This is a genomic window from Sorangium sp. So ce426, assembly GCF_051475585.1.
In the GTDB taxonomy this organism is placed as follows: domain Bacteria; phylum Myxococcota_A; class Polyangia; order Polyangiales; family Polyangiaceae; genus Sorangium; species Sorangium cellulosum_B.
In genome coordinates this window covers 10,433,173-10,459,419 of sequence record NZ_CP150341.1, presented here as the reverse complement: position 1 = coordinate 10,459,419, position 26,247 = coordinate 10,433,173, and the positions used below count along the sequence as shown (strand labels likewise).

The following is a 26,247-nucleotide window of genomic DNA, read 5'->3' as shown; positions in this document are numbered from 1 at the left end:
GTAGCCTGCTCCCCCATGGCGACGCCGAAGATCGTGACCGTGGGAGGGGGGACGGGCCATTACGCGCTCCTCACCGGTCTGCGTGACCTGAGCGTCCGCATCACCGCGATCGTGACCATGATGGACTCGGGCGGGAGCTCCGGGAGGCTCCGGGACGAGTACGGCCTCCTGCCGCCAGGCGACTTCACGCGTTGCCTCGTCGCCCTGTCCGAGCACCCGGAAGCGCTGAAGGAGCTGCTCGGCCACCGCTTCCGCTCGGGGAGCCTCGGCGGGCACACCCTGCGCAACCTGATATTCACCGCGGTGCAGGAGATCACCGGCTCGCTCCCCCTCACCGTCGAGCGCCTGCACGAGATCTTCTCCGTCAAGAACCGCGTCCTCCCGGTCACGATGGATCACGTCGATCTCGTGATGCACCTCGAGAACGACCGGACCATCCGCGGCGAAGCGTCGATTGACAACCTCTCCGACATGCTCGATGCGCCGGTGCTCTCGGTCTACCTGGATCCCGAGGCCCAGGCGTATCCAGCGGCGCTCGACGCGATCGCGGAGGCCGATCTCATCATCCTCGGGCCGGGAGATCTTTACACGAGCCTCGTGCCGAACCTCCTGGTCAAGGGTGTGCGCGAGGCCATCGCGGCGAGCCGCGCCCGCGCGATGTTCGTGTGCAACCTGATGACGAAGCCCAACGAGACCCCCGGCTACACGGTCGAGGACTTCGTGGGGACCATCGCCATGTACCTCGGCGAGGCCCGGCTCGACGCGGTGCTCGTCAACGACGTCTGGCCCTCCGAAGGCCTCGAGGAGTACGCCTCCGCCGGCTCTGAGCCGGTCGTGACCTCGCCGGACAAACCGCTCGCCTCCGACCTCCTCGTCCCTGCCGACCTGCTGTTCGGCGGCAAGCTGATTCGCCACGACCCGCGCAAGCTCTCGGCCGCGATCGTGTCGCTCGCCCGCCAGCGCTCCTGGTGGTGAGGCCCCGGGCCCGGCTCCGCCGCGCCTGGCCCCACGCTCCACGCCCACCCGCGGCGCGCTTCCGGGACGCGGCGCTGCCGCGTCGTCCGGGCGGCCTCGGGCCGGCGCGGCCGCGCACGACGATCAGGCGGCCTCCGGTGCATCGGGCACATAAAAAGGCGTGTTGACGATCACGATGCCCTTCCCGCCCCGGAAGAGAAGGAGCCATTTGAGGACCGATGCCGTGTGGTTGTGGAGCAGGTAATGGTACCAGCGTGACTCGACCACCTCTGGCACGACGACCGCCACCTGCCGGTCCGGGTGGGCGCGCGCGAGGGTCGTGACGAAGCGGAGCAGCGGCCTGAAGAGCCGCCGGTAGCGGGACCGCACCACCGAGAGCCGCGGCGCCGGTACCCCCTTCTCCTTCGCGGGCTCCTCCACCAGATCGTGCCATTCGCCGCTCAGGTCCTCGACGCGAGGATCGTCGAGGAGCACCTGGAGCGCGTAGACCTCGGGCGAGAGGCGGAGCGCGAAGCGGAGCCCCTTCTGCGCCACGAGATCCCAGCGCCTGATCGGGACCACCACGATCGGCGGCGGAGGCGGGGTGAGGTCGAGCGGCGCGCGGGCGCGAACCACCTCGTCGATGTGCTTGTAGTGGCGTCGCACATGGCAGAAGATGAGAATGGCCCCGAGCACGAGCAGGGTCGAGATCCACGCCCCCTCGGTGAACTTCGAGAGGATGATGATGACGAGCGTGGCGGCCGTGGCCGTGGCGCCGGTCGCGTTGACGGTGAGGTGGAGCCGGGAGCGCTCGCCGCCGACCCTGCGCCAGTGCGCGGTCATCCCCGCCTGCGACATCGTGAAGGCGAGGAACGCGCCCACCGCGAAGAGCGGAATGAGGGCGTCGGTGATGCCCTGGAAGACGACGAGCAGGAGGGCCGAGAGCCCGGCGAGGACGCCGATGCCGTAGGAGAAGGCGAGGCGCCTGCCGCGGTGGATGAAGGGCTCGGGCAGGAAGCGATCGAGCGCGAGGAGCTGACAGAGGCGCGGGAAGTCGGCGAAGCTGGTGTTGGCCGAGAGCATGAGCACCGCCACCACGGCGGCCAGGGTCACGTAGTAGAACGGGCCGCGCCCCACGACCGCGCCCACGATCTGCGAGACGATGCTCTGATAGCCGCTCTTGCCGGGCTCGGTGGCGGTGATGCCGTATGCCCGCGCGAGGATCGCGATCCCGGCGAGCAGGATGCCGAGCGAGGCGACGATGTAGGACAGCGTCCGGCGCGCCTGCTCGCTGCTCGGCTTGCGAAAGGCAGGGACGCCGTTGCTCACCGCTTCCACGCCCGTCATCGCGGTGCACCCGCTCGCGAAAGAGTGGAAGAGGAGCGCCAGGCTCGCGGTCCCGAGCGCGACCGGCAGCGAGGGCGGCGCGACCACGGGCGGCGGGTGCCCTCCGTGGAGGATCGTCTTCCCGATCCCGATCCCGATCACCGCGAAGAGACAGCCGAGGAACGCGTATGTCGGCACCAGGAACACGAGGCCTGCGGTGCGGAGCCCGCGCAGGTTGGCCGCGGTGAGCACGACGAGGACCGCGATGCAGAGGCCCAGGGTGTGGGGCAGGAGCGAGGGCACCGCGGAGACCAGCGCGCCCACCCCCGCGGAGATGGCGACCGCCACGTTGAGCACCTAGTCGATGAGGAGCGCCGCCGCCGCGACGAGGCCGGCGCGCGTGCCGAGGTTCTCCTTCGCGACGATGTGCGAGCCGCCGCCGTTCGGGTACGCGGCGCTCGTCTGGCGGTACGGTACGTAGACGATCGCGAGCAGCCCGATGACCAAGGCGCTGAGCGGCACGATGTAGTGGACGCCGAGCGCGCCGAGGGGGAGGAGCACGGTGAGCGCGGCCTCGGGGCCGTACGACGCGGAAGCGAGCGCGTCGAGGCCCAGGACCGGGATCCCGGAGAGCGGGCCGATCTGTTCCTTCTCCTCTTCATCCGAGGCCAGCCGCCGGCCGAACAGCACCGTCATGAGCGACATGGGTGAGGCAGCTCACGCAAGGCGTGTGCCGGGAGCGAGCTTCGTCGCGCATGCGTCGGTCGGAGCCGCAGCGTGCAACCGGTGCTCCAAGCTCGCGCCGAGCGCTCGTCAGCGGTGCTGATCGAGCACGAGCGTCGCCTGCATGAGCGTGGGGGCAGCCCGCCGCATTCGAGGTTTGCACGGCCAGCCTCTCCTCCGATGCGAGCCGATATCGTGTGAGCCGATCCAGGTGGGATCATTTGCCACGCCAGGCCAACTTGCCTCATCGCAGGCGGGCGCCCTCGCGTGCGAGCGCGCTCGCCGCTGGAGCAAGCGGCTCGCCCGCTGCCGCGCGAGCCGCGCGGGCGTACGCATGGCTGCGCGTCGGCCGTCCGGCGCTCGCGGCTGGTATGTGCTTCGCATGGCGCCGGGAGATATCGCCACTTCCGTGGCTGATCATCTCAGGACGAGGTAGAGCGCTATGAGTATCGGTAACGACCAGTACACTTCGGGCGGGTACAAGAACGGGATTTACGAGGCCGGCTCGCAGGAGTCCGGCTCGCACGAGGCTGGCGCGCCGCAGACGCAGGGCGGCGAGGGCGCGGTGAGCCTCGACATGCTGCTGAAGTTCGCCAAGGACATCCAGACCAAGGTCAAGGACGTCCCGTACATCGTCCCGATCGCGATCGGCGGAGCGGCGTTTGCGATTGGCGTGCTCGCCAGCTCGAAGATCCTGCGCCAGCTCACCGTCCTCGCCGGCGGCTACGCGGTCAAGTACGCGATCCAGAACGTCCCCAGGGAGCCGATCATCGACTTCGCAAAGAAGGTCGTGTCCGACTCGTACCGGGCGTCGTCGAGGGCCTGAGCCGGAGACGCTCTCCTCCGTACGCCATGAAGATACGCCCGTTGGGCGTGGCTCGCCGCCGCGAGCGCCTGCTTGCACGCACCCGCGCTGGAAATGGCACCGCCGCGAGAGACGTTCCCTCGAGGGCATCGCGTGGGATACCTTCCTGCCATTCTGATATCCAGGGGAGAGGGGCCTGCGTGATGAGCGTTGCTTCGAATGGGTTATTTGCTGAATTTTTCTCCAGCTGTCCTGAGCTGCTCTTCGTCGCCTCGGCCGCAGGCGGACTGCTCCACGAGAATGAAGCCTTGCGGGAGATCCTTGGCCCCCTGAGCGAGGGGGGGACGACCCTTACAGAGGTCGCTCACCCCGAGGATCGCGCGGCGCTCCTGGACGCGTGGGCGAAGCTTGAGCAGACCGGCGAGCCCATCTCTCTCCGCCTCCGTGTCCGCGACGCGCGCGGGGCGTACCGGTCGCTGTCGTGCAACGCGAAGCGTTCGCCCGATCGCAGCGCGGTCTTCGGGTCGCTCCGGCCGACATCCGAGATCGATGACAAGGAGCTGACGACCCTCCGCAACAAGGCGCGCATCCTGGACAGCATGGTCGAGCACGTGGACAACATGGCGTTCTGGGCGCTCGACAGCGAAGGGACCTGTTTTTATCACGATGGCAAGGCGCTCGGGACCGCCGGGTTCAAGCGCGGGCAGCTCGTCGGGGTCAACTGGTTCGAGCTGTATGGGAACCAGGCAGACGCGGCCGTCGACGACGCGCCCGTCGACAGCGTGCGCGAATGGTTCGACGGGAAGGTGCGCCGCTTTCGCAGCGACATGCTTGGCGTCTACTGGGACAACTGGATCACCCCGCTCCGTGGGGAGGACGGTGAGCCCGGCGGCGGCTTGCTGGGGCTGTCGTTCGACATCTCGGAGTCCAGGAGCAGGGAGAAGGAGCTGCGCGCCCAGCTTCAGCAGATCGAGGCGCAGCAGAAGGTCATTCGCGATCTCTCCACGCCGATCATCGAGGTCTGGGACGGCGTGCTCACGCTGCCGATGGTGGGGACGGTCGATAGCATGCGCACGGCCGACGTGATGGACAGCCTGCTCTCGAAGGTCGTGGAGAAGCAGGCGCGCTTCGCGATCCTCGACCTGACGGGCGTCGAGGTGGTCGACACGAAGGTCGCGAGCCACCTGATCGAGCTCGTCACGGCGATCCGGCTGCTCGGGGCCGACGGGATCGTGGCGGGCATCAAGCCGAACGTCGCGCAGACGATGGTCGCGCTCGGGCTCGACCTCTCGCAGCTCAACACACAACGTAACCTCCGCGCGGCGCTCCAGCATGCGATCCGGAGCATGACCCGCCCGGAGAGCCCCCCGCGCAACGGCGCCGCGACGGCCGGCGCCGTGACGCCCGGCCTGCCGACGCCGGGCTGACCGCGGCGCGTTACGGGAGCTCGCCGCCGCAGCAGGGCAAACACCAGAGCTGGAATCGGCCGCAACGCAATGGGGCCCTTTCCGCGAGGGCTTCGCGTGCGATACCCTCGTGTCCTTCCGGATGCCGCAGAGGGAGGCTTGTGTCATGAGCGTTACTTCGAGCGCGCTGTTTGCGGAGTTCTTCGCCAGCTGTCCTGAGCTGCTCTTCGTCGCCTCGGCGGCCGGCGGACTGCTCCACGAAAACGATGCCTTGCGGGAGGTCATCGGTCCCGCGAGCGAGGGGGGGACGACGCTCGCAGAGCTCGCTCACCCGGACGATCGCGCAGCGCTCCTTGCGGCGTGGGCGAAGCTCGAGCAGACGGACGAGCCCGTCTCGTTCCGCGTCCGCCTCCGCGACGCGCGCGGGGCGTACCGGCCGCTGTCGTGCAAAGCGAGGCGATCGCCCGATCGCAGCGCTGTCTTCGGGTCGCTCCAGCCGACCTCCGAGCTCGATGACAAGGAGCTGGCGACCCTCCGCAACAAGGCGCGCATCCTGGACAGCATCGCCGAGCACGTGGACAACGTGGTGCTCTGGGCGATCGACAGGGATGGAGTCTGTTTCTATCACGACGGCAAGGGGCTCGGGGGCGCCGGGCTCAAGCCCGGGCAGCTCGTCGGGGCCAGCTGGTTCGACATCTATGCGGACAAGCCAGAAACGACTGGCATCACCCTCTCCGCCGCGGATCTGCGCCAATGGTTCGACGGGGAGGTGCGCGGCTTCCGCACCGACGCGTTCGGCGTCTACTGGGACAACTGGATCACCCCGCTCCAGGACGAGCGCGGAGGGCCCGTGTGCGGCGTGATGGGGCTGGCGCTCGACATCTCGGAGTCCAAGCGCACGGAGGAGGAGCTGCGCGCTCAGCTGCAGCAGATCGAGGCGCAGCAGAAGGTCATTCGCGATCTCTCCACGCCGATCATCGAGGTCTGGGACGGCGTGCTCACGCTGCCGATGGTGGGGACGGTCGACAGCATGCGCACCGCCGACGTGATGGACAGCCTGCTCTCGAAGATCGTGGAGAAGCAGGCGCGCTTCGCGATCCTCGACCTGACGGGCGTCGAGGTGGTCGACACGAAGGTCGCGAGCCACCTGATCGAGCTCGTCACGGCGATCCGGCTGCTCGGCGCCGACGGGATCGTGGCGGGCATCAAGCCGAACGTCGCCCAGACGATGGTCGCGCTCGGGCTCGACCTCTCGCAGCTCAACACGCAGCGCAACCTCCGCGCGGCGCTCCAGCATGCGATCCGGAGCATGAGCCGCCCGGAGAACCCCCCGCGCAACGGCGCTGCGACGCCCGGCGCCGGCGCCGCGACGCCCGGCCTGCTGGCGCGGGGCTGACCGCGGCGCGTCACGGGAGCTCGCCGCCGCCGCAGAGCAGCGCGGCGAGCTCCTCCGTCCGCTCTGGCGTCGCGAGGTCCCCGGCCGTGACGGTGATCGCGCGGATCCCCTCGGCTCTCCAGCCGCCGTGCTCGCGCTCCGGGGCCGCCGTGATCCGGACGCGCATGAGCTCGCCGGACGCCACGACCGCGAGCTCCACGCCTTCGCCCTCCGGCCCGTCACCGCGGCGGATGGTCACCGCCACCGCGCCGCGCGCCGCGAGCGCCCGCGCGAGCTGGGCCTCCGGCGCCGCCGCTCCCCCGAGCGGGTAGAGCGCCGTGGCGAGCTCCACGGACGCGATCGCCTCGGAGGCGCGCGTCCCCGCGTCGCGCACCGCCCGCCGCAGCCGCTCCGCGCGCTCGCCGTCGCGGTCGAGCGCCGCGCGATCCGCTGGATCGAGCCGCACCACGCAGCGCACCAGCGCGGCGCCCCCGCTCGCGACCTGCGCCGCCTCGAGCCGCGCGCGGCGGAGCATCGCCGCGCCCCGCGCGTCGCCCAACGCCTCGAGCAGGGCCGCCGCGCCGCCGAGCACCGCGTCCGGAGCCGGTCGCTCCTGCGCCGCCGGGAGGGCGGCCTCCCGGTAGATGTGGCTCCACCCGCGCCCGACGCCGGGCAGGCGCAGCACCAGCGACAGATCGGCGAGCTCCGTCTCCGGCGTGCGGACCGCGCTCGCGAACGCCTCCTTCACCGCCGCGAGGCGGCTCGGATCCGCGGTGAGCGCCGCGAACTCGGGCGCGTCGACGGCCAGCGAGAGGCGCGACGCGCTCACCTCGCGCGACCCCAGCGTCCACCGCTGGGGAGGGGCGGCGAGCGCGAGCTCCCCGCCGGCGACGAGGGCGGAGAGCCCGCGCTCGCCGCGCGCCTCGAGCAGCGCCGCGACCGCGGCCTTGAGCGCGGTCAGCGCCGGGATCACGCCCCGCCCATGCGCCCGCGCCGCGCCGTCCGCTGCTCCTCGAGCGCCGCCTCCTCCTCGAGGGCCGCCTCGGCCTCGCGCTGCGCCTCCGCGTCGACCGGGCGTTGCCCCTGCTGGACGCGCACGGGCTTCGCCTCGGTGGCCGCCGCCTCGGCCATCGCGACCGCCGCGTGCCGCACGTCGTCGTACGGCTTCGCGAGGTCGAAGATCACCTTGGTGTTGCCCTGGCTCAGGTTCGCCAGCGCCTCGAAGCGGCGCAGCTCCATCGCCCCGGGCGAGCGCGCGAGGATGCCCGCCGCCTCCGCGAAGTTCTTCGCGCTCTCCACGTCGGCCTCGCTCTTGATGACCACGTAACGCCTATCGCGCTCGGCGATCGCGCCCTTCGCGAGCACCTCCTGCATCTGGGGCGGCAGCGCGATGTCCTGGAGGCCGATCATCTCCACGTGCAGGCCCCACGCGGCCGCCACCGCCTCGACCTGCGCGCGCACCTTGGCGGCGACCTCCTCGCGGTGCGCGAGCAGCTCGTCGAGCCGCGTCTCGCCCACCACGTCGCGCAGCACGACCTTCGCGCGGTCCTTCATCGCCGTCTCGTAGTTCTCGACGGCCAGCGTGGCCTTCTCCGGATCGACGACGCGGTAATAGACGACCGCGTCGACCATCGTGGTCACGTTGTCGCGGGTGATCACCATCTGCTGGAGGAGATCGCGGTTCTTCATCCGCGTGTCGATGCGCCGCAGCTCCTGGATCCCCGGGAGGAACAGCGTCACCCCGGGGGATACGCGGCCGGTCAGCTTGCCGAGCGTGAAGCGCAGCGCGGCCTCCCACTGGTTGATCTGCCGCAGCCCCGACAGCAGGTAGAGCGCGGCGAACAGCCCGAGCACGGTGAGGATCAGCGACATCGCTCGCGACTCTAGCAGAGCGGATGGCGCGGGCCGCGCGAGCGGCCCGCGTCGGCGGGCGTTCGGACGTCCGGACGTTCGCGCCTGCTCGCGGGCGCCCAGGCGCGGCTTCGACCTGGTGTCGTTGCCCGGGCGGTGTACTCTCGCTCCCTCGATGGGTGCCGAGCCGAGCCAGGCGTTGCGCGACGGCCGCTACGCGATCACGCGCGCCCTCGGCGAAGGGGCTCAGGGACACACGCTCGAGGCGGTCGACAAGCGGCTCGGCAAGCTCGTCGCGATCAAGCGGTTCCAGATCCGCGGCGCCTCGAGCTGGAAGAGCGTCGAGCTCGCCGAGCGCGAGGCCCGGGTGCTCGCGTCGCTCTCGCACCCGAGCCTGCCAGGCTACCTCGATCATTTCGAGGAGGACGGAGCGCTCTTCCTGGTGATGGAGAAGATCGAGGGCGAGAGCCTGGGCGCGATGCGCCGCCGCCGCGCGGTGCTCGGGCGGGACGACATCCTCCGCTTCCTGCGGGACGCCTCGGGCGTGCTCGACTACCTGCACGGCCGCGCGCCGCCGGTCATCCACCGCGACATCAAGCCGAACAACGTGATCCGCCGGCCCGACGGCTCCTTCGCGATCGTCGACTTCGGCGCGGTCCGCGATCGCATGCGTCCCGAGGGCGGGAGCACCGTGGTCGGCACGTTCGGGTACATGGCGCCGGAGCAGTTCCAGGGCCGCGCGCTGCCCGCGTCGGACGTCTATGCGGTCGGCGCGACCGCGCTCTGCCTGCTCACCGGCGAGGAGCCGGAGAACCTGCCGCACCGAGGGCTCGCGATCGACGTGCCCGCTGCCCTCAGCGATCGCGCCGATCCGCGCCTCGTCCGGGCGCTCTCCGCGATGCTGGAGCCCGACCCGGACCGCCGCGCCGCGCGCATCGCTCCGCTCCTTTCGGGGCTCGAAGCGGGCGGCGCGTCCCCCCATCCGCCGCGCGCTGGCGAGCCCGCGGAGCGCGGGGCGCGCAAGGAGGAGCGGCGCACGCGCAAGGACGAGCGCAAGGAAGAGCGGCGCGCGCGCAAGGACGAGCGCAAGGAAGAGAAGCGCGCGCGCAAGGAGGAGCGGCGCGCGCGCCGGCACGAGGGGCGCCCGTCGCTCGATCGCGGCCTCGTGGGCCTGCCGCTCGTCGCCGCGCTGTTCGGCCTCACCGTCGCGCGCATCGCCGTCGGCCTCGCGCTCGGGGTGGTCGTCCCGACGGTGCTGACGCTGCTGTCCCTGGTGTTCGGCCGCGTGCTGCGCGAGAAGGCCGCGCCGAACGTGCGCAGGGCCGGGCGGGTCGCCGATCTCGCGCTGCGCCGCGCCACGCGCGTCGTCCGCGGGCACCCGGCGCCAGAGGACACGGCCCAGCGCGGCCAGGGCGCGGCGGCGCGCGTGCGCTTCGAGGAGCAGGAGGCCCCCGGTCGATCGCGCATCCACGACGGCGACGCCGCGCTGGACGAGGAGCTCGACGAGCTGGAGCTCGACGAGCCGGGCCGCACGCGCGCCGCCTCGCGGCCGCCTCGCGCGGGGGAGCGCTGAGCACCGCGCGCGCTCGCGCTCCGGCGGGGCCGCGCGATCAGATGCGACCGCGCGCGGCGTCGAGCTTCAGGCGGAAGACCTCGACGATCGCCTCGGCGAAGATCCGGCGGCTCATCTTCGAGCGGCCTGCGCGGCGGTCGACGAACACGATCGGCACCTCGACCACGCGCAGCCCTTTGCGCAGCGCGCGGTAGGTCGTCTCGATCTGGAAGGCGTAGCCGTTCGATCGCACGCTGCCGAGATCGAGCGAGAGGAGCGCGCGCCGCGTGAACGCCTTGTAGCCGGTCGTGAGGTCGCGGATGCCGACGCCCAGGATGGTCCGCGCATAGAGCGAGCCGCCCTTCGAGAGCACGTGCCGCCCGAGGCCCCAGCCCTCGACGCCGCCGCCCGGCATGTTGCGGGAGCCGAGCACGACGTCGGCGCCTCGCGCGATCGCGTCGAGGAACGCCGGCAGGTGGCGCGGGTCGTGCGAGAGGTCGGCGTCCATCTCGAACGCGACGTCGTAGCCGCCGTCCAGGGCGCGCTGGAAGCCCTCCAGGTAGGCCGTGCCGAGCCCGCGCTTCGCCGCCCGGTGGAGCACGCGGACGCGCCCGTCGCGCGCGGCGAGCTCGTCGCCGAGGGCGCCTGTCCCGTCGGGCGACGCGTCGTCGACGACGAGCACGTGCGCCTCAGGCGCCGCCGCGAGGACGGAGCTCACGAACTCGGCGAGGTTGTCTCGCTCGTTGTACGTCGGCGTGATGATGAGGGTTCGGGGGGCCATCCTGGCTCGGCGCCGCGCGAGCGGGCGCTCGCACGCGGGGTCGTGCGCGCCGCGCAGCGTCGCGCGCCAGGTCCGCGGGCGTCCGCTCGCGCTCAGGCCTCCGCTGCGTCGGCCAGCACGGGCGCTCCGGCGCCGGGCGATCTACCAAAACGACGGCGCAGGCGGAAGGTTCCGCGGGCGCGCCGCGAGCGCCTTGTGGGTTGCCGGAGGCGTGCGCGCCGGGTACTTTCCTTTCCCGACAGGGCGGTCCGCTCTGCATCGGGCCGACAGGCCGGCGCGGCCTCGGTCAACTCACGGGGCGCGCCCCGCGCACCACAGGCGCGGCCCCGAACATGAACAGCGCGGCACCGACGGAGACAATCATGGCAGGCGAGCACATCGTCACCTTCACCAACGAGAATTTCGAGTCCGAGGTCATCAACTCCCCGATCCCGGTGCTCGTGGACTTCACGGCCACCTGGTGCGGACCCTGCAAGCAGCTCGCGCCGATCGTCGAGACGATCGCCAAGGAGTCCCAGGGCACGCTGAAGGTCGGCAAGCTCGACATCGACGCGGCGCCCAAGCTCGCCCAGAAATACAACGTCCGCGCCGTTCCGACGTGCATCCTGTTCCGGGGCGGCGAGAAGGCGGGCTCGTACACCGGCGTCGCGAGCAAGGAGAAGCTCCTCCGGGAGCTCGGCGTCTGATCCGCCGCCGCGCGTGACGCCGGCGTGACAGATCCCGGCGCGGCAGCGCCCAAGCGCGCCGGCGCTCCCCTTCCCACAGGCCGAAACCTCCCCAAATACCGACCGAAAGCCCTCCCGGCGAGGCGCCGCTCCGGCCAGCCGGCCGCGGCCCCGCCGCCGCCGGCGCTCCACGTCGCCGGCGCCCCGCGGCTGAGGCTTTGCTTGACCGTCGCGCGCGAGGTGACTACGACTCGCGCCGGCCACTTTCCCAGGAGTTCGTGATGGCGACGAAGATCGCAATTAACGGTTTTGGGCGCATCGGACGCTGCATTGTCCGCGCGCTCTACGAGCGCGGCGTGAAGGATATCGAGCTGGTCGCCATCAACGACCTGACGGATCCGAAGACCCTCGCCCACCTCTTCCAGTACGACTCGATCCACCGCGAGTTCAAGGCGGCGAAGGTCGGCGCCGGCGACAAGTACATCAGCATCGGCGACCAGAAGATCGAGGTCCTCGCGCTGAAGGATCCGGCCGAGCTGCCGTGGAAGAGCCTCGGCGTCGACATCGTCCTCGAGTGCACCGGCCTCTTCACGGACAAGGCGAAGGCCGCCGGCCACATCAACGCGGGCGCCAAGCGCGTGATCATCAGCGCGCCGGCCAAGGGCCACGACCTCACGGTCGTGATGGGCGTGAACGACGAGCTCTACGACGCGCAGAAGCACACGGTCATCTCGTGCGGCTCCTGCACGACGAACTGCCTCGCCCCCATCGCCAAGGTGATGCTCGACAACTTCGGCATCGTCCGCGGCCTGATGACGACGGTCCACTCGTACACGAACGACCAGCACCTGCTCGACATCCCGCACCGCAAGGGCGACCTGCGCCGCGCGCGCGCCGCCGCGGTCAACATGATCCCCTCGAGCACCGGCGCCGCGAAGGCGCTGTCCGAGGTCATCCCGGCGCTCAAGGGCAAGTTCGACGGGCTCGCGATCCGCGTCCCCACGGTCGACGTCTCGCTCGTGGACCTCACCCTCGAGACCGAGAAGCCGATCACGAAGGAGAGCATCCACGCCGCGATGAAGCAGGCCGCCGAGCAGGGGCCGATGAAGGACGTCCTCAACTACACCGATCGGGAGCTCGTCTCGGGCGACTTCATCGGCTCGCCCGCGTCCAGCACCTTCGACTCGACCATGACGTCGGTCCTCGGCGATCGCTTCGCGAAGATCTTCTCGTGGTACGACAACGAGTGGGGCTTCTCGAACCGCATGATCGACCTCGCGCAGCTCGTGGCGAGGAAGGGCGTCTAGCGCCGTGAAGCTCACCGGAATCCGCTCCGTCGAAGACCTCGCCGCCGCCGGGGGCGCCGCTGGCCTCAGCGGCAAGCGCGTCTTCATCCGCGTCGACTTCAACGTCCCGCTCGACAAGAAGACGGGCAAGATCACGGACGACTCGCGCATCCGCGAGGCGATCCCGACGATCAAGCTCGTCATGGAGGCGGGCGCGAAGGTGATCCTCGCGTCGCACCTCGGCCGCCCGAAGCCGGGCAAGACCGAGGGGCTCTCGCTGGAGCCGTGCGGGGGGCGGCTCAGTGAGCTCACGGGCTACGAGGTCCACCTGCCGGACGACTGCGTCGGCGACTCGCCCAAGAAGGTCATCTACGACCTCCGGGCGGGCCAGATCTGCCTCCTCGAGAACCTCCGCTTCCACGAGGAGGAGGAGAAGGACGACGAGGGGTTCGCGCGCCAGCTCGCCGAGCTCTGCGACGTCTACGTCGACGACGCCTTCGGCGCCGTGCACCGCGCCCACGCGTCGGTGCACGCGCTGCCGCGCCTCATGCGCGAGCGCGCCGCCGGCCTCCTCCTCCAGAAGGAGCTCAAGGCGCTGACCCGGCTCGTCGATCGCCCGGAGAAGCCTTACGTCGCCGTCCTCGGCGGCGCCAAGGTCTCCGACAAGATCGACGTCGTCGAGGCGCTCCTCAACGTGGTCGACACCCTGTGCATCGGCGGCGCGATGGCGAACACCTTCCTCGCCGCGCAGGGCAAGAACCTGCAGAAGAGCCGGATCGAGGAGGACAAGCTCCCGCTGGCGCGCACGATCATGAGCAAGGCGCGCGATCGGGGCATCCAGCTCCTGCTGCCCGTCGACGCCGTCGTCGCCTCGAGCATCGACGCGACGCAGGGCGAGCCCGCGTCCGTCGACGCGATCCCCGAGGGCACGATGGCGCTCGACATCGGCCCCCGCTCGATCGAGCAGTTCGGCCAGGCGATCGAGCGGGCGAAGACGGTGTTCTGGAACGGCCCGATGGGCCTCTTCGAGACGCCGGCCTTCTCCAAGGGCACGTTCGACGTCGCGCGCATCATGAGCGGCGCCTCCGGCTTCACGGTGGTCGGCGGCGGCGACAGCGCGGCGGCGGTCAAGCAGGCCGGCGAGCAGATCGCCAAGGGCTTCGATCACATCTCGACCGGCGGCGGCGCTTCGCTCGAGCTCATCGAGGGCAAGCGTCTCCCGGGCGTCGAGGCGCTCCGGTCGGTCGAGGTGAGCGAGTGAAGCCCGTGAACGATGGGGGCACGTCCGCGGAGGCGGGCGCCGCCCCGCGGGCGGCCTCGCGTCGTCCGCTCATCGCCGGCAACTGGAAGATGAACGCCGGGGGCCAGGACGCATGTCCTCTCTCGGCGGCCGTCGCCAAGGCGACGCGCGAGCTCACCCGGGCCGATGTGGTGGTCGCTCCGCCGTTCACGGCGATCGCCGCCGTGGCCCACGAGCTCGCGGAGGCGAAGAGCGAGGTCGGCATCGCCGCGCAGAACATGAGCGCCGAGGTCTCCGGGGCGTTCACCGGCGAGGTCTCCTCGGGCATGCTCAAGGACGCGGGCGCGACGTGGGTGATCCTCGGGCACAGCGAGCGGCGGCAGCTGTTCGGCGAGACCGACGAGTCGGTCGCCCGGAAGGTCGCCTCGGCGATGGCCGCCGAGCTGCGCCCCATCGTCTGCGTCGGCGAGACGCTCGAGCAGCGCGAGGCGGGTGAGACGCTCGCCGTGGTCGAGCGGCAGGTCCGCGCCGTCCTCGACGAGCTCGCGAAGCAGCCCGGCTTCGGCGTCATCGCCTACGAGCCGGTCTGGGCGATCGGGACGGGCAAGGTAGCGCGCGCCGAGGACGCCCAGGAGGTGCACGCGTTCATCCGCGGCCTGCTCGCGAAGGCCTCGGAGGACCTCGCGGGCGTCACGCGCATCCTCTACGGCGGCAGCGTCAAGGCCGACAATGCGGAGGCCCTGCTCGCCCAGGACGATATCGACGGCGCGCTGGTCGGCGGGGCTTCGCTCGATGCCGCTGGCTTCGCCAAGATCGTCGACGCCGCTCACCGACTGGCGGAGCGCGCGGAACAGGGGTAGATCGCAGGCCGCTCCCGTCTCGCCACGGGAGCGCCGGCCTGTCCTCTCGCCCACTTGCCCCTTGGGCCCCTCGCGCGGTCCAGACTCACCCAGCTGAAAGACGCCGATGCTTCACACGTTCCTCAACATCGTGCACGTGTTCGTCTGTCTGTTCCTGATCCTCGTCGTGCTCCTCCAGCAGGGTCGCGGGGGCGGGATGGGCTCGGCCATGGGCGGCGCGACGGCGCAGGTGTTCGGCGGCCGCGGCGCGGGCAACTTCATGACCCGCCTCACGGCCGTCTGCGCCGTCGTCTTCATGGCGACGAGCGTGTCGCTCGCCTACCTCTCGTCGGCAGGCGACCGCGAGCTGCGCGAGTTCGAGAAATCCCAGGAAAAGTAGGCTCGCGTGCTAGGGCCCGCCCCCGCGCCGGGGAGGGAAGCGGGCAGGGCGCTCGACGCGAGGTCGTCCGTGGAGGCGGCGTCGGCCGTCTCCTTCCCTTTCGCGCGCGACCTTGCCCTCGTCGCCCTCGCCAAGGCGGTGGTCTCCGCCCTGGTCCTCGCGCTCGGCTTCCGGGCGGTGAGCGATGATGACTTCGCGCGCGTGGTCCTCGCGCAGGCGTGGGCCCACGCGCCCCGGCTCGACCCGACGGGGACGAGCTGGCTGCCTGTCCCTTTCTGGCTCATCGGCGCGCTCTTCCGTGTCTTCGCGCCGACCCTCGAGGTCGCGCGCGCCATCGCCTTCGCCCTCGGCCTCGCTTCGGCCGCGCTCGTCCACCTCGCCGCCCGCTGGATCACAGGTGACCGGCGCGCCGCGCTCGCCGGCGCGCTGCTCGCCGGCGCCTTCCCCTGGAGCGCTTGCCTCGGCGTGGCGACGGTCCCCGAGCTGCCGACCGCCGCCCTCTCGCTGTTCGCTGTGGCGTCGCTCGTCACGCCGCCGGCCGGGCCTGCGCCCCCGGCTGGGCGCGCCCTCCTCGGCGCGTTCGCGCTCGTGCTCGCGACGCTCTCCCGCTACGAACCCTGGTCCGTCGCCGTCGCCTTCGCGGCGATGGCGCTGCTCGCTGCCGCCCGCCTCGGCCAGGGCCGCGGCGCGCAGGCGAAGCTCGCGCTCGCCGCGCTCGTCGCGCTCGCCGGGCCCGCCGCGTGGATCGCGTGGAACCACGTCGCTCACGGCGACGCGCTGCAGTTCCTGGCCCGCGTCGCCTCCTACCGCAACGCGATCGGCCCGGGCGGCGACGGCTCGCTGCTGCGGCTCTTCGCGTACCCTGCCGCGATGGTCCGCGAGGAGCCGGAGCTCTTCGTGTGGCCCATCGCCATCGCCCTCGTCGCATGGCGTGCCCGCCGCGGCGCTGCGCCGGGGGCGGCCCGACCGCTCCCGCCGCTCCTTCGCGCGGCCCGTCCGTACGCGCTCCCTGGCGCCGTCGCCGCCTTCCAGATCGCGGCGCTCTCGCTCGCCCTCGTGCGCGACGGCGCGCCCACCCACCACCCCGAGCGAGCGACCCTCCTCGCGTTGCTCTTGCTCGCGCTCGCCGTCGGAGATCTCTCGGCGCGCGCCTTCCGGCGCGCCTCGGCAGGCGCGCGGCGCGCCCTCGGCGGCGCGCTGCTGGTGGTGCTGGCCCTCGGCGCCTTCTTCCGCCCGCACCTGCGCCGCGAGCACTTCAATCCGCGGAGGGACGAGGTCGCCATCGGCCGCGCCGCCGCGGAGCTCACGCCTCCTTCCGCGCCCCTCCTCCTCGAGGTCGTCGACTATGGCCACCTCGCGGCGCTCGCCGCCCTGGGGCGTCCCGAGGGGGTGCACCCCGATCGCTCGATCGACCCCCGTGATCCGCCTGTCCGCTCGAGCTTCGAGGACCCCGCCGCGCTCGCGCGCCGCGCCGCCGGCCTGGGCGCCGCCTACCTCATCGGGCGCGTCAGGCCGCCCGTCATCGATTTCGCCGGCCCGCCGCTCGCGACGCGCGGCGCCTGGGGGATCTGGCCGGTGCCTCCGGCAGGCGGCGCGCTCGGGGCCTTGCCGGAGGGTGGCTCCAGGGGCCCCGCGCACCCGGCGGACGGGGCGCCATGAGCGAGCCCGCAAAGCCCTTCTTCGCGCACCCGTCCGCGTGCATCGACGAGCCCTGCGACATCGGCGAGGGGACGAAGGTGTGGCACTTCTGCCATGTCTCGGCGGGGGCGCGGATCGGCCGCGCCTGCGTCCTAGGCCAGAACGTCTTCGTCGCGGGCACCGCCGTCGTCGGCGATGGCGTCCGGATCCAGAACAACGTGTCTCTTTATGACGGCACGCTGGTCGAGGACGACGTGTTCCTCGGCCCGTCCGCGGTGCTCACCAACGTCGTCAACCCGCGTGCCCCGATCGACCGACGCGCGTTCCTCGACACGACGCGCATCCGTCGCGGCGCCACCGTGGGCGCCAATGCCACCATCGTCTGCGGCGTCACGATAGGGCGCCATGCGTTCGTCGGCGCCGGCGCGGTCGTCACGCGCGACGTGCCCGACTATGCGCTCGTCACCGGCGTGCCGGCCCGGCGAACCGGCTGGATGAGCCGCCACGGTCACAAGCTCGTCGCCTCGCGCGACGGCCTCCTGCGCTGCCCCGAGAGCGGCTATCGCTACGAGCGCCGCGGCGACGTCGTCCGCTGTCTCGACCTCGACGAGGACGCGCCGCTCGCCCGGCCCCGCGCCGCGGCCACGCGCCATTACCGCGATCCCCTCTCCCCGGAGGACACCGACGGATGACCGCGCCTGTTCCCTTCTTCGATCGAGCCCGCGGCGATCTCGCCATGCAGGACGAGCTCTCCGCCGTGTTCCAGTCGGTCCTCCGGAGCGGCCACTACGTCCTCGGTCCGGAGGTCGAGGCCTTCGAGTCGGAGTGCGCCGCGTACCTCGGCGTCCGGCACGCGATCGGCGTCTCTTCCGGCACCGACGCGCTGCTCGTCGCGCTGATGGCGCTCGGCGTCGGCGCTGGCGACGAGGTCGTGTGCCCCGCCTACACGTTCTTCGCGACCGCGGGCGCCATCCATCGCACCGGCGCCACGCCGGTCTTCGCGGACGTGCTCCCTGGCTCGTTGAACCTCGACCCCGCCTCCACGGCGCGCGCCCTGACGGAGCGCACCCGGGCGATCCTCGCCGTCCACCTCTTCGGCGGCTGCGCGCCCATGGACGAGCTCCTCGCGATCGCGGGCGGCCGCGGCCTGCCGGTCATCGAGGACGCGGCCCAGGCGTTCGGCGCCGAGCGCGGTGGCCGCCGCGCCGGGGCGCTCGGGCTCATGGGGTGCTTCTCGTTCTTCCCGACCAAGAACCTCGGCGGCTTCGGCGATGGCGGGCTCGTGACCACCGATCACGACGAGCTCGCGGAGCGCGTCCGGACGCTCAGGGCGCAGGGCGCTCGGAAGAAGCACCATCACACCCGCGTCGGCGGCAACTTCCGGCTCGACGCGCTCCAGGCGGCGCTCCTCCGGCGCAAGCTCCCGCGGCTCGGCGCGCTCCTCGAGCGGCGGCGCGAGCACGCCGCGCGGTATGCCGCGCTGCTCGGCGGGCGCGATCTGCCCCTCGCGCTGCCGGACGCCGGCGCCGCGGGGCGCACGTTCAATCAGTATGTGATTCGCCTGAAGGATGCCTCTCTGCGCGATCCGCTGCGGAGCTCGCTCGCGGAGCGGGGCATCGGCACCGAGATCTATTATCCCGCGCCGCTCCACCTCCAGCCCTGCTTCGCGCGCCTTGGCCTGCCGGAGGGCTCCCTTCCGGTCGCCGAGGCGGCGGCGCGCGACTCGCTCGCGCTCCCCATCTTTCCCGAGCTCACGGGCGAGGAGGTCGCCCGCGTGGCGGCCGCTATCGCCTCGTTCTTCGGTTGAGCCGGGCGCCTCGGCGCGGCGGCGTCAAGGCACCTGAGCCGCACCTCGCGTCGAGCGCGGCGCGCGCGCCATGGCGCCGGGCTCCGGCTTGCCGGATCGCGCGAGCGGGTGCTAGCGTGCGCCGCGCTGACGATGTTGCCGGCTCGCGCCATCACCCCGACTCCTTCCAGCGATCACCTCGCGCTGGGGGTCTCTGTACGGGAGCGGGCTCCGGCGGTCTCGTCCGTGCACCACCTCGACGCCGACGGCACGGTCTGGGCGAGCCAGGGGCGCGTCGTGCTGCGCCGCGCCCGCGGCGTCGGCGCGTTCGAGCCGTTTTGCCGGTTTCCCGCGGCGATGCCGCGTGACGCGATGGCGTTTCAGCGCCTGCTCGTCCGGGCGGCGCGCGCCGACAAGTGCAATGTGTACCGCACGTCGCGCGGCGTCGTCATCGGGGTCCGCGCGGGGACGATCTACCGGCTCGAGGAGGGGCGCGATCCGGCGCCGCTGGGCACGATCGCTGGCGATTGCGTCCTGCACCGCGGGATCGCGGAGGACCCTCTCGGCGCCGCGTACCTCGGCGAGTACACGAGGAACGAGCGCCGTGGCCCGGTGCGCGTTCACCGGGTCGCCCCCGACGGCGACCGCGTCGATGTAGCCCACGAGTTCTCCGCGGGGTCGGTGCGGCATGTTCATGGCATCTTCGCCGACCCGTTCGACGTCGGCGCGGCGTGGGTGACCACCGGTGATCTCGACGGCGAGTGCTACCTGTGGCGAACGCGCGACTGGTTCCGCACGATCGAGAGGTTCGGGGACGGCACGCAGCGCTGGCGCGCCGTGCAGCTGTTCTTCACCGCGGACCACGTGTGCTGGTTGACCGACTCCGAGGTGACGCAGAACCATGCATGCCGCGCCGATCGACGCACGCTCGCCCTCGAGGTGGGCTGTGCGATCCCCGCCTCGGCGTGGCACGGGGCCCAGCTCCCAGGTCCGGTGCTCATCGCGCTCACGGTCGTCGAGCGCGGCGCCGGGGTCCACCGCGACACGGCGGCCGTCCTCGCGAGCCGCGACGGGATCACCTGGCGGGAGCTCGCCTGTTTCCGCAAGGATCGATGGAGTCCTTACTGGTTGTTCAAGAACGGTGTCCTCACGCTGCCGTCTGGACATCTGCGCCAGGACGATCTCTGGTTGAGCGGAGAGGCGCTCGTCGGGCTGGACGGGAGCAGCGTGCGTATCGCGATCGACGGGGGCTTGCCGTGACCCTGCGCGATCGCGTGCTGGCGGGCGTCCGCGCCGCCGCGGTGTGGCTCGATGATCCGGCCCGGGGGCGCGAGCGCCGGAGCCGCCTCGAGGCCGCGCTGCGACGGGCGGCGTCCGGGGTGACCCGCGCCGCGCCGGCGCGCGCCGAGGGCGCCCTCCGCCCGGCGCTGGAGCAGCGCCGGTGGCGCGCCGGCGCGTGCGCCGACATCGAGGCGGCGCTCGCCGCGGGCGACGCTCGGGGTGCCGAGGAGCTCGAGCGGCTGCTTCGTCATGTCGAGCTCCGTCGCGGCGACGCCTTGGCGGAGATCGAGCCGCCGCAGGATCGCGCCGGCGTCGCGCGTGAGCGCGCCGCGGTCTGCTCGCTGCTCGCGCGGCAGGCGCCAGCGCGCCGCGACTGGCGCCTGCTCAACGCCGCCCTCAAGCTCGCGGATCGGTTCGCGCCGGGGATGTCGTGGCGGGTCGGACCCGAGGTCGCCGCGGACTGGGCCGCGGCGCTCCGCGACGTCGAATCCGCCCTTGCGGAGCTGGAGGCGCAATGCGCATCGCGCTCCTAGCGCCCGTGCATACGAGCATGTACGCGCGGCTGCTCGCGTGGCGGCTCGGTCGCACCGACGGCATCGAGCTGACCGACGTCCTGCTGCGAGCGCCTTACCAGCTCGACCGGCTCCGCGACGAGCTTCGCCTCACCACGCCCGGCCGCGTGCTCGCCAAGGTCACCGGCAAGGTCCTGGTCGGCAGCCTCTCGTCCCCTCGCGAGGGGGAGCGATCGGTGCGGGACATCGCCGCCGAGGAGGGGCTCCCCGGGGCGTCCCTGCGAGACGTCGCCGCGGCGATCGGCGCGCGGTTCCACGTGGTCCAGAACCACAACGACGACCGGTCGCTCGCCGCGCTCCGGGCCGCCGCGCCCGACCTGATCGTGTTCGCGGGCGGCGGCCTGCTTCGCGCCCCGCTTCTGGCGATCCCCAGGATCGGCGTCCTCAACGCCCATGCGGGCGTCTTGCCCAGGTACCGTGGCATGGACGTCGCGCTGTGGCCCTTCCTCGAGGACGGCCCGCCCGAGCTCGGGGTCACCGTGCACCTCATCGACACGGGCGTCGACACCGGGCCCGTCCTGCTGGTCGAGCGGTTCGCGCTCGAGCCCGGAGACGATCACCCGGCCGTGATGAGGCGCGTCGAGCGCGTCGGGCTCGAGCTCATGTGCCGCGCGGTGCGCGGCCTGCGCGACGGGACCCTGACGCCTTCCCCGCAGGCCGCCGACGCGGGGCGCCAGCATTTCGTGCTGCACCCTGCGATCGCGGCGATCGCGGCGAGGCGGCTCCGGGCGCTCGCCCGCTGATCACGCCGCCGCATCACACGCGCGCCGCCGGCTCCTCGGCTGCGAGATCTCCCCTCGCTGGGGCCCCGGGTCGACGGCCCGCCGCGCGCCCTCCTCCGGCGGCTCCTTCGCGCGGCGCTCCGCGACCGGTGAATCTGAGCCCCGGAGCGTATAATCGACGCGTGAAGGCGAGGATTCATGAGCTCGGTTCATCAATCGACCCGTCCGAGGCCGCGCACGCGCTGCGGCTCCTTGTGGCGATCGCGGATCTGCGCTCGTTCTCCGCGGCGGCCGAGCGGCTCGGTCTCACGCCCTCGGCGGTGAGCAAGGCCGTCTCCCGCGCCGAGGCTCGGCTCGGCGTGCAGCTCGTGCAGCGCACGACGCGCCGGGTCTCGCTGACCGACCTCGGCGAAGCGTACGTCGCGCGCGGCCGGCAGCTCCTCGCCGACGTCGAGTCGCTCGAGCGCGACATCGCCGCGCGCGACCAGGCGGTGCGCGGTCCGCTGCGCGTCGCGGCGCCCGCGGTCTACGGCGCGTGCCGCGTCGCCCCGCTCTGCGCGCGCTTCCAGGCCGAGCACCCGGGCATCACCGTGGATCTCCGCTGCGGCGATCGGCTCGCCGATCTGGTCGAGGAGCGCATCGACGTCGCGGTGCGCATGCTCTCCGCGCTCCCGGCCGAGCTCGTCGCGCGGCCGCTCGAGGACGACCGGCGCGGGCTCTACGCGAGCCCGGGCTACCTCCGCCGCCACCGCGCGCCGCGCGGCGCGGCGGAGCTCGGATCACACGCCGGGCTCCGCTACGGCGCGGGCGGCGCGTCGCACGTGGCCTTCCGCCTCGTCGAGCCCGGCGGCGCCGCGGCGACGGCGCGCTTGCCCGCGGTCTTCTCGAGCGACAGCGTCCTCGCCGTGCTCGAGGCGACGCGCGCCGGCCTCGGCCTGGCCGAGCTGCCCGCGTACCTCGCCGCGCCCGACGTCGCCGCGGGCAGGCTGCGCGAGGTGCTCGCCGGGTGGCTCCCGGTGCGCCGCCAGGTCGTCGCGGTGTACCTCCCGTCGCGCTTCCTGCCCGCGCGGGTGCGCGCGTTCGTCGACCACCTCGCCGGCGCCCTCCGCGCGCCCGACCGCGCGCGGCGCTGACGGCGGACGGCGGCGCGGGCAAACCGGGAATCTCGCTAGGCGCTAGGCGCTAGGCGCCAGGTGCCAGGCGCCTGGCGCTTGGCGCTTGGCGCTCGGGCGGCGCTGCCCACGGGGCCGGGCCGCGCGACCCTGCCTGTGCTAGACGTGCGCGCCATGAGCGTCGAGGTTGGCATCGTCGGACTGCCCAACGTGGGCAAGAGCACCCTGTTCAACGCGCTGACGGCCGCCAAGGCCGAGGCGCAGAATTACCCCTTCTGCACGATCGAGCCCAACGTCGGTGCCGTCCCTGTCCCTGACGATCGGCTCACGACGCTCGCGAAGCTCATCAAGAGCGAGAAGATCATCCCCGCCATGGTGCAGGTGGTCGACATCGCCGGGCTCGTGCGCGGCGCGAGCACGGGCGAGGGGCTCGGAAACAAATTCCTGAGTCATATCCGAGAGGTAGACGCCATTCTCCACGTCGTCCGCTGCTTCACGCTCGCGGACGTCGTGCACGTCGACGGCGGGGTCGACCCGCTCCGCGACATCGACACGATCGAGACGGAGCTGATGCTGGCCGACCTCGGCTCCCTCGAGGGGATGCTGGAGCGCACGCGGAAGCAGGCCAAGGGCGACAAGGAGCTCCTCCCGAAGATCGCGCTCATGGAGAAGTGCCTCGAGGCGCTCCAGGCCGGCAAGCCCGTCCGCGGGCTCTCCTTCGACGACGAGCAGCGGAAGGTCGTGAAGACGTTCGGCCTGATCACGGCGAAGAAGGTCCTTTACGTGGCGAACGTCGACGAGTCCGACGTCTCCGGCACGGGCCCGCTCGCGACGAAGGTGCGCGAGCGCGCCGCCTCCGAGGGCAGCGGCGTCGTGCCGGTCTGCAGCAAGCTCGAGGCGGAGCTGAACGAGCTCGCGCCCGACGAGCGCAAGGAGATGCTCGAGAGCCTCGGCATGAAGGAGCCGGCGCTCTCGACGCTCGCGCGCGAGGCCTACCGGCTGCTCGGCCTCCAGAGCTACTACACGGCCGGTCCCAAGGAGATCCGCGCCTGGACGATCCCGATCGGGTGCACGGCGCCGCAGGCCGCGGGGGTCATCCACAGCGATTTCGAGAAGGGCTTCATCCGGGCGGAGGTCTACAAGGTGGACGACCTCGTCGAGCACAGGACCGAGGCCGCCATCCGCGCCGCAGGCAAGCTGCGCGTCGAGGGCAAGACGTACGTCTTCCAGGACGCCGACGTCGCGCACTTCCTCTTCAACGTCTGACCGTCCGTCCCACGAGCGCGCCCGCTGCCGTCGCTCTCCCCGAGGGCGCCCGGTGCGCCCCTGCTTCGCGGGCGGCGCGGCACCGCCGTTGCTCCTCCGGCGTTCGCGCAGGCGCGGTGTGCCGGCCACGACCGCCGGCGCTCCGCGGGCCTCGCGCTTCTCGGACGGAGGCAGGACGGTGCCCAGGGCGAGCGTCGGCGCGTTTCGTGTGCTGGTTCTCTTCTCCTCGTGGGGGAGCGTCGCGGCGGGCTGCGTCGCGGCTGCAACCGACGTCCCGCCCGAGGAGGCGGGCGCCCCGGACCCGGGCGGCGGCGCGGCGCGGGCGCCTGTTCCGCCCGCGTCGTGCGATGTGCCGCGCGGGTTCTCGGAGGGCGCGCCGCCTCGTTTTCCTGCGGTGCCCGCGCCGGCCATCGGCCACAGGCCATCCGCGGAGCCCGGCGGCGACGTCTTCGGCCGCTTCCTGCGAGCCACCGTCGTCTTCTGCGGGCCCGACGAGCAGCCGTATTTCCTTCACTATCGCTTTTACCTCACTGGCCCGTTCTCGGGCCGCTGGCTGCGCCCGCCGCTCGTCCAGCCGCTCTGACCGCGTCTCCCTGCCCAGCCCGCCTGGCCGCCGGGGCGATCGCCGTTCGTCGCCGTTCGTCGTCGTTCTCCGCCCGATGGCCGCGGCGCCCCGTCCGGTTTTTTGACCCCCTGGATCCGCTCGGCTACCTCCTGCGTCTTCACGAGACGAAAGGACGATCATTTGGGCGCACTCAAAGGATCCATCTCATTCTCGAAGTTCTATGTCCGCGGCGAGCTCCCCGAGGGGTTCCGCGACAAGTTCGTCGAGCGAATCCGCCTCCGCGCGTTCCGGCCGCTCACGGTCGAAGAGGACGCGGAGCAGCGCGCCGGGTGGTGCTCCATCGAGAATCCGCTCGACTGCGAGCTCGATCACGGCAAGATCTTCTTCAACTCGTACATCAACCTCGGGCTCAGGACCGATCGCTGGCAGGTGCCCTCGGCGCTCTTCAAGGCGCATTTCGCCGAGGCGGAGCGGGAGCACCTCGCGAAGCGCGGGCGCGAGAAGCTCGGGCGGCGCGAGAAGGAGGAGCTCCGGGCCGTCGTGTCGAGGAAGCTCCGCGCGCAGCTCATGCCGGTGATGAAGGTCGTGGATCTGTCCTGGAACCTGGAGGCCGGCGTCGTCCGGTTCTGGAACCAGTCGCCGCGCGCGCACGAGGGGCTCTCGGAGCTCTTCGAAGAGACCTTCGAGCTCGATCTCGTGCCGGAGAGCCCGTATACGGCCGCCCGTGAGCTCGGCTTGACGGCCGAGCAGCTGGCCGCGTTCGAGCTGCTCAAGCCCACGGTCTTCCACGCTGAATCGACCCTTGGAGGTGCCCTGTGAGCCTCGCTGAGCTGATCGAGCAGCGCCGGTTCGTCGGCCGCGAATTCCTTGTCTGGCTCTGGTTCGAGAGCGAGCTCTTCGAGGGCCGCTTCTCCCTGGACGCCCTCGGCGTCTGCGAGCTCTGGCTCGAGGGGCAGATCACGCTCGTCCAGGAGAAGGAGCAGAGCCGGCTCAAGGGCGCGGCGCCGAGCAGCGCCCCCGAGGCCCACGAGGCGCTGCGCCAGGGCAAGCTCCCGTCGCACGCGCGCGTCCGCGTCACGCGCGGAGAGCTCGAGTATGCCTTCCTGTTCAACGCCGACGCGTTCTCGCTCTCGGGCGTGAAGATCCCGAGCGTCGTCAAGGACGCCGCGGACGAGCAGTTCTACGAGCGCATGTACCTCATCGAGGAGCTCGAGACGCTCTTCACCGCGCTTTACGGCGAGTTCCTCGCGCTCCGACTCGGCGCCGCCTGGGAGTCCGGGGTGGCGCCGTTCATCCGCACCTGGGTCCGGGGCGAGCCCGTCGACACGGCCGCGTATCAGAAGCTCCGGGGCAAGCTCGCGCCCGTCCGCGGCGCGGCGAGGTCGAGGACGACCCCGCCGCCGGCGGAGAGGCCCGAGCGCGCGGCGCGCGTCGTCGCCTGAGCGCGCCGGCCGCCGTGCGCCGGCCGCGCCGCGCACGGCCGGCGCGCTCGCGCCGCTGCTTCTACTTCACCTTGTCATAGACCTGCCTCGCCATCGCGAGGTGCTCCCGGAGCAGCGGCAGCGCCGTGGTGGCGAAGCGCTTCACGTCGGCGTCCTTCGCATCCTTCGCGGCCTCCTCGAACTCCTCGACGTCGTCCTCGTGGTCGTCGACCATCTCGCTCATGTATTTCCGGTCGAACGCGGCCCCTGTCTTCCTGGACAGCTCGTCGACCTCCTCGCGGTGTTCCCGGGAGAGCTCCTGCTGCACGGGCACGCCCTTCTGCTGCGCGAGCGCCGCGAGCCGCTTGTTCATCGCCGAGTGGTCGTCGATCATCCGCTGCGCGAAGCGCTTCACGTCCGGGCTCGCGGCGCGCTGCTGCGCGAGCTGCCCGAGCCGCACCTCCAGCAGCCCTCCCTGGCCGGCCTCCTCGAGGAACTCCCGATCCGACTCGTCGAGCTTGGTCTGGTTGGCATGGGCTTGCTCCGCTGCCGGGCGCTGCCCCGCTGCAGCTGTGGAGGCCGGCAAGGACGCTGCCGCCGTCATGATGGTGAATAGAACAGGCTTGAGCATCTCCTTCCCTCCTTGTCCTGGCGGTCGCCCGCGGCCGCGCCGAGCGCTCC

27 protein-coding genes are annotated in these 26,247 nt (G+C 72.0%); 21 read left to right on the top strand and 6 right to left on the bottom strand.

The genetic code is table 11. The features are described from left to right. Positions 1 to 15 precede the first annotated feature (15 nt). The gene (locus tag WMF44_RS39175; protein WP_437295149.1) at positions 16 to 975 is read left to right on the top strand and encodes a gluconeogenesis factor YvcK family protein; all 960 of its coding nucleotides are present in this window, start codon (positions 16 to 18) and stop codon (positions 973 to 975) included. Between the two features lie 123 nt (positions 976 to 1,098). Here WMF44_RS39175 and WMF44_RS39170 read toward each other — a convergent pair whose 3' ends face one another. Beyond that, on the bottom strand, positions 1,099 to 2,628 hold the full coding sequence (locus tag WMF44_RS39170) for an APC family permease (protein ID WP_437295148.1): 1,530 nt from the start codon (positions 2,626 to 2,628) through the stop codon (positions 1,099 to 1,101). Between the two features lie 9 nt (positions 2,629 to 2,637). Continuing rightward, positions 2,638 to 2,985, bottom strand: a complete 348-nt coding sequence (locus tag WMF44_RS39165; protein WP_437295147.1) for a hypothetical protein — start codon at positions 2,983 to 2,985, stop codon at positions 2,638 to 2,640. Between the two features lie 460 nt (positions 2,986 to 3,445). On the opposite strand from WMF44_RS39165, the gene WMF44_RS39160 reads away from it, so the two are divergent. The 3 genes from WMF44_RS39160 (at position 3,446) to WMF44_RS39150 (ending at position 6,610) form a co-directional block, all read left to right on the top strand. Then, positions 3,446 to 3,829: a hypothetical protein gene (locus WMF44_RS39160; protein WP_437295146.1), complete on the top strand. Its 384-nt coding sequence runs from the start codon at positions 3,446 to 3,448 to the stop codon at positions 3,827 to 3,829. Positions 3,830 to 4,116: 287 nt separating this feature from the next. Continuing rightward, entirely contained in the window at positions 4,117 to 5,235 is a 1,119-nt protein-coding gene (locus tag WMF44_RS39155; protein WP_437295145.1) for an STAS domain-containing protein, read from the top strand. A gap of 145 nt (positions 5,236 to 5,380) precedes the next feature. After that, positions 5,381 to 6,610, top strand: coding sequence for an STAS domain-containing protein (locus tag WMF44_RS39150; protein WP_437295144.1), 1,230 nt, complete (start codon positions 5,381 to 5,383; stop codon positions 6,608 to 6,610). Positions 6,611 to 6,620: 10 nt separating this feature from the next. Here the strand turns inward: WMF44_RS39150 and WMF44_RS39145 are convergent, their stop codons facing one another. Both WMF44_RS39145 and WMF44_RS39140 read right to left on the bottom strand, forming a co-directional pair. Beyond that, positions 6,621 to 7,562, bottom strand: coding sequence for a hypothetical protein (locus WMF44_RS39145; RefSeq protein ID WP_437295143.1), 942 nt, complete (start codon positions 7,560 to 7,562; stop codon positions 6,621 to 6,623). Continuing rightward, the gene (locus WMF44_RS39140) at positions 7,559 to 8,461 is read right to left on the bottom strand and encodes a slipin family protein (RefSeq protein WP_437295142.1); all 903 of its coding nucleotides are present in this window, start codon (positions 8,459 to 8,461) and stop codon (positions 7,559 to 7,561) included. The genes WMF44_RS39145 and WMF44_RS39140 overlap by 4 nt, the downstream gene beginning before the upstream one ends. A 154-nt stretch (positions 8,462 to 8,615) precedes the next feature. On the opposite strand from WMF44_RS39140, the gene WMF44_RS39135 reads away from it, so the two are divergent. Further along, the gene (locus WMF44_RS39135; RefSeq protein ID WP_437295141.1) at positions 8,616 to 10,013 is read left to right on the top strand and encodes a serine/threonine protein kinase; all 1,398 of its coding nucleotides are present in this window, start codon (positions 8,616 to 8,618) and stop codon (positions 10,011 to 10,013) included. Between the two features lie 37 nt (positions 10,014 to 10,050). Here WMF44_RS39135 and WMF44_RS39130 read toward each other — a convergent pair whose 3' ends face one another. Then, on the bottom strand, positions 10,051 to 10,773 hold the full coding sequence (locus WMF44_RS39130; RefSeq protein ID WP_437295140.1) for a polyprenol monophosphomannose synthase: 723 nt from the start codon (positions 10,771 to 10,773) through the stop codon (positions 10,051 to 10,053). A gap of 362 nt (positions 10,774 to 11,135) precedes the next feature. Here WMF44_RS39130 and trxA point away from each other — a divergent pair, with 362 nt between their 5' ends. The 16 genes from trxA to WMF44_RS39050 all read left to right on the top strand — a co-directional run bounded on the left by trxA (position 11,136) and on the right by WMF44_RS39050 (position 25,587). Next, positions 11,136 to 11,459 carry a thioredoxin gene (trxA, locus tag WMF44_RS39125; RefSeq protein WP_012239959.1) on the top strand — a complete coding sequence of 108 codons (324 nt, stop codon included), beginning with the start codon at positions 11,136 to 11,138 and terminating at the stop codon, positions 11,457 to 11,459. 260 nt (positions 11,460 to 11,719) lie between these two features. Beyond that, the gene (gene gap, locus WMF44_RS39120) at positions 11,720 to 12,745 is read left to right on the top strand and encodes a type I glyceraldehyde-3-phosphate dehydrogenase (protein WP_437295139.1); all 1,026 of its coding nucleotides are present in this window, start codon (positions 11,720 to 11,722) and stop codon (positions 12,743 to 12,745) included. Positions 12,746 to 12,749: 4 nt separating this feature from the next. Further along, complete coding sequence (locus tag WMF44_RS39115; RefSeq protein ID WP_437295138.1) at positions 12,750 to 13,985, top strand: phosphoglycerate kinase; 1,236 nt, start codon at positions 12,750 to 12,752, stop codon at positions 13,983 to 13,985. 5 nt (positions 13,986 to 13,990) lie between these two features. Beyond that, entirely contained in the window at positions 13,991 to 14,824 is an 834-nt protein-coding gene (gene tpiA / locus WMF44_RS39110) for a triose-phosphate isomerase (RefSeq protein WP_437301663.1), read from the top strand. 106 nt (positions 14,825 to 14,930) lie between these two features. Beyond that, positions 14,931 to 15,203 (top strand): preprotein translocase subunit SecG, encoded by a 273-nt coding sequence (gene secG, locus WMF44_RS39105; RefSeq protein ID WP_437295137.1) that lies wholly within the window; start codon positions 14,931 to 14,933, stop codon positions 15,201 to 15,203. A 6-nt stretch (positions 15,204 to 15,209) separates the two neighbouring features. After that, the gene (locus WMF44_RS39100; RefSeq protein ID WP_437295136.1) at positions 15,210 to 16,862 is read left to right on the top strand and encodes a hypothetical protein; all 1,653 of its coding nucleotides are present in this window, start codon (positions 15,210 to 15,212) and stop codon (positions 16,860 to 16,862) included. Beyond that, positions 16,859 to 17,533, top strand: a complete 675-nt coding sequence (locus tag WMF44_RS39095; RefSeq protein ID WP_437295135.1) for an acyltransferase — start codon at positions 16,859 to 16,861, stop codon at positions 17,531 to 17,533. Before WMF44_RS39100 ends, WMF44_RS39095 begins: the two co-directional genes overlap by 4 nt. Next, positions 17,530 to 18,648, top strand: a complete 1,119-nt coding sequence (locus WMF44_RS39090) for a DegT/DnrJ/EryC1/StrS family aminotransferase (protein WP_437295134.1) — start codon at positions 17,530 to 17,532, stop codon at positions 18,646 to 18,648. The genes WMF44_RS39095 and WMF44_RS39090 overlap by 4 nt, the downstream gene beginning before the upstream one ends. 132 nt (positions 18,649 to 18,780) lie before the next feature. Next, on the top strand, positions 18,781 to 19,887 hold the full coding sequence (locus tag WMF44_RS39085) for a hypothetical protein (protein ID WP_437295133.1): 1,107 nt from the start codon (positions 18,781 to 18,783) through the stop codon (positions 19,885 to 19,887). Continuing rightward, positions 19,884 to 20,441 carry a hypothetical protein gene (locus tag WMF44_RS39080; protein WP_437295132.1) on the top strand — a complete coding sequence of 186 codons (558 nt, stop codon included), beginning with the start codon at positions 19,884 to 19,886 and terminating at the stop codon, positions 20,439 to 20,441. Before WMF44_RS39085 ends, WMF44_RS39080 begins: the two co-directional genes overlap by 4 nt. Then, positions 20,423 to 21,223 (top strand): formyl transferase, encoded by an 801-nt coding sequence (locus tag WMF44_RS39075; RefSeq protein WP_437295131.1) that lies wholly within the window; start codon positions 20,423 to 20,425, stop codon positions 21,221 to 21,223. The genes WMF44_RS39080 and WMF44_RS39075 overlap by 19 nt, the downstream gene beginning before the upstream one ends. A 161-nt stretch (positions 21,224 to 21,384) precedes the next feature. After that, positions 21,385 to 22,335, top strand: coding sequence for a LysR family transcriptional regulator (locus WMF44_RS39070; RefSeq protein WP_437295130.1), 951 nt, complete (start codon positions 21,385 to 21,387; stop codon positions 22,333 to 22,335). A gap of 153 nt (positions 22,336 to 22,488) precedes the next feature. After that, positions 22,489 to 23,580, top strand: a complete 1,092-nt coding sequence (ychF, locus tag WMF44_RS39065; protein WP_437295129.1) for a redox-regulated ATPase YchF — start codon at positions 22,489 to 22,491, stop codon at positions 23,578 to 23,580. 178 nt (positions 23,581 to 23,758) lie between these two features. Further along, positions 23,759 to 24,163 (top strand): hypothetical protein, encoded by a 405-nt coding sequence (locus tag WMF44_RS39060; protein WP_437295128.1) that lies wholly within the window; start codon positions 23,759 to 23,761, stop codon positions 24,161 to 24,163. Positions 24,164 to 24,325: 162 nt separating this feature from the next. After that, on the top strand, positions 24,326 to 24,964 hold the full coding sequence (locus WMF44_RS39055; RefSeq protein WP_437295127.1) for a hypothetical protein: 639 nt from the start codon (positions 24,326 to 24,328) through the stop codon (positions 24,962 to 24,964). Next, positions 24,961 to 25,587 carry a hypothetical protein gene (locus WMF44_RS39050; RefSeq protein WP_437295126.1) on the top strand — a complete coding sequence of 209 codons (627 nt, stop codon included), beginning with the start codon at positions 24,961 to 24,963 and terminating at the stop codon, positions 25,585 to 25,587. The genes WMF44_RS39055 and WMF44_RS39050 overlap by 4 nt, the downstream gene beginning before the upstream one ends. Before the next feature lie 61 nt (positions 25,588 to 25,648). Here the strand turns inward: WMF44_RS39050 and WMF44_RS39045 are convergent, their stop codons facing one another. After that, entirely contained in the window at positions 25,649 to 26,197 is a 549-nt protein-coding gene (locus WMF44_RS39045; protein ID WP_437295125.1) for a DUF4142 domain-containing protein, read from the bottom strand. Positions 26,198 to 26,247: the final 50 nt, after the last annotated feature.

Coding starts and splice junctions, on each gene's coding strand:
- ychF (WP_437295129.1), top strand. CDS start 22,489: ATGAGCGTCGAGGTTGGCATCGTCGGACTGCCCAACGTGGGCAAGAGC.
- WMF44_RS39090 (WP_437295134.1), top strand. CDS start 17,530: ATGACCGCGCCTGTTCCCTTCTTCGATCGAGCCCGCGGCGATCTCGCC.
- WMF44_RS39160 (WP_437295146.1), top strand. CDS start 3,446: ATGAGTATCGGTAACGACCAGTACACTTCGGGCGGGTACAAGAACGGG.
- secG (WP_437295137.1), top strand. CDS start 14,931: ATGCTTCACACGTTCCTCAACATCGTGCACGTGTTCGTCTGTCTGTTC.
- WMF44_RS39045 (WP_437295125.1), bottom strand. CDS start 26,197: ATGCTCAAGCCTGTTCTATTCACCATCATGACGGCGGCAGCGTCCTTG.
- trxA (WP_012239959.1), top strand. CDS start 11,136: ATGGCAGGCGAGCACATCGTCACCTTCACCAACGAGAATTTCGAGTCC.
- WMF44_RS39075 (WP_437295131.1), top strand. CDS start 20,423: ATGCGCATCGCGCTCCTAGCGCCCGTGCATACGAGCATGTACGCGCGG.
- WMF44_RS39135 (WP_437295141.1), top strand. CDS start 8,616: ATGGGTGCCGAGCCGAGCCAGGCGTTGCGCGACGGCCGCTACGCGATC.
- WMF44_RS39130 (WP_437295140.1), bottom strand. CDS start 10,773: ATGGCCCCCCGAACCCTCATCATCACGCCGACGTACAACGAGCGAGAC.
- WMF44_RS39175 (WP_437295149.1), top strand. CDS start 16: ATGGCGACGCCGAAGATCGTGACCGTGGGAGGGGGGACGGGCCATTAC.
- WMF44_RS39165 (WP_437295147.1), bottom strand. CDS start 2,985: ATGTCGCTCATGACGGTGCTGTTCGGCCGGCGGCTGGCCTCGGATGAA.
- WMF44_RS39085 (WP_437295133.1), top strand. CDS start 18,781: ATGTTGCCGGCTCGCGCCATCACCCCGACTCCTTCCAGCGATCACCTC.
- WMF44_RS39140 (WP_437295142.1), bottom strand. CDS start 8,461: ATGTCGCTGATCCTCACCGTGCTCGGGCTGTTCGCCGCGCTCTACCTG.
- WMF44_RS39150 (WP_437295144.1), top strand. CDS start 5,381: ATGAGCGTTACTTCGAGCGCGCTGTTTGCGGAGTTCTTCGCCAGCTGT.
- gap (WP_437295139.1), top strand. CDS start 11,720: ATGGCGACGAAGATCGCAATTAACGGTTTTGGGCGCATCGGACGCTGC.
- WMF44_RS39095 (WP_437295135.1), top strand. CDS start 16,859: ATGAGCGAGCCCGCAAAGCCCTTCTTCGCGCACCCGTCCGCGTGCATC.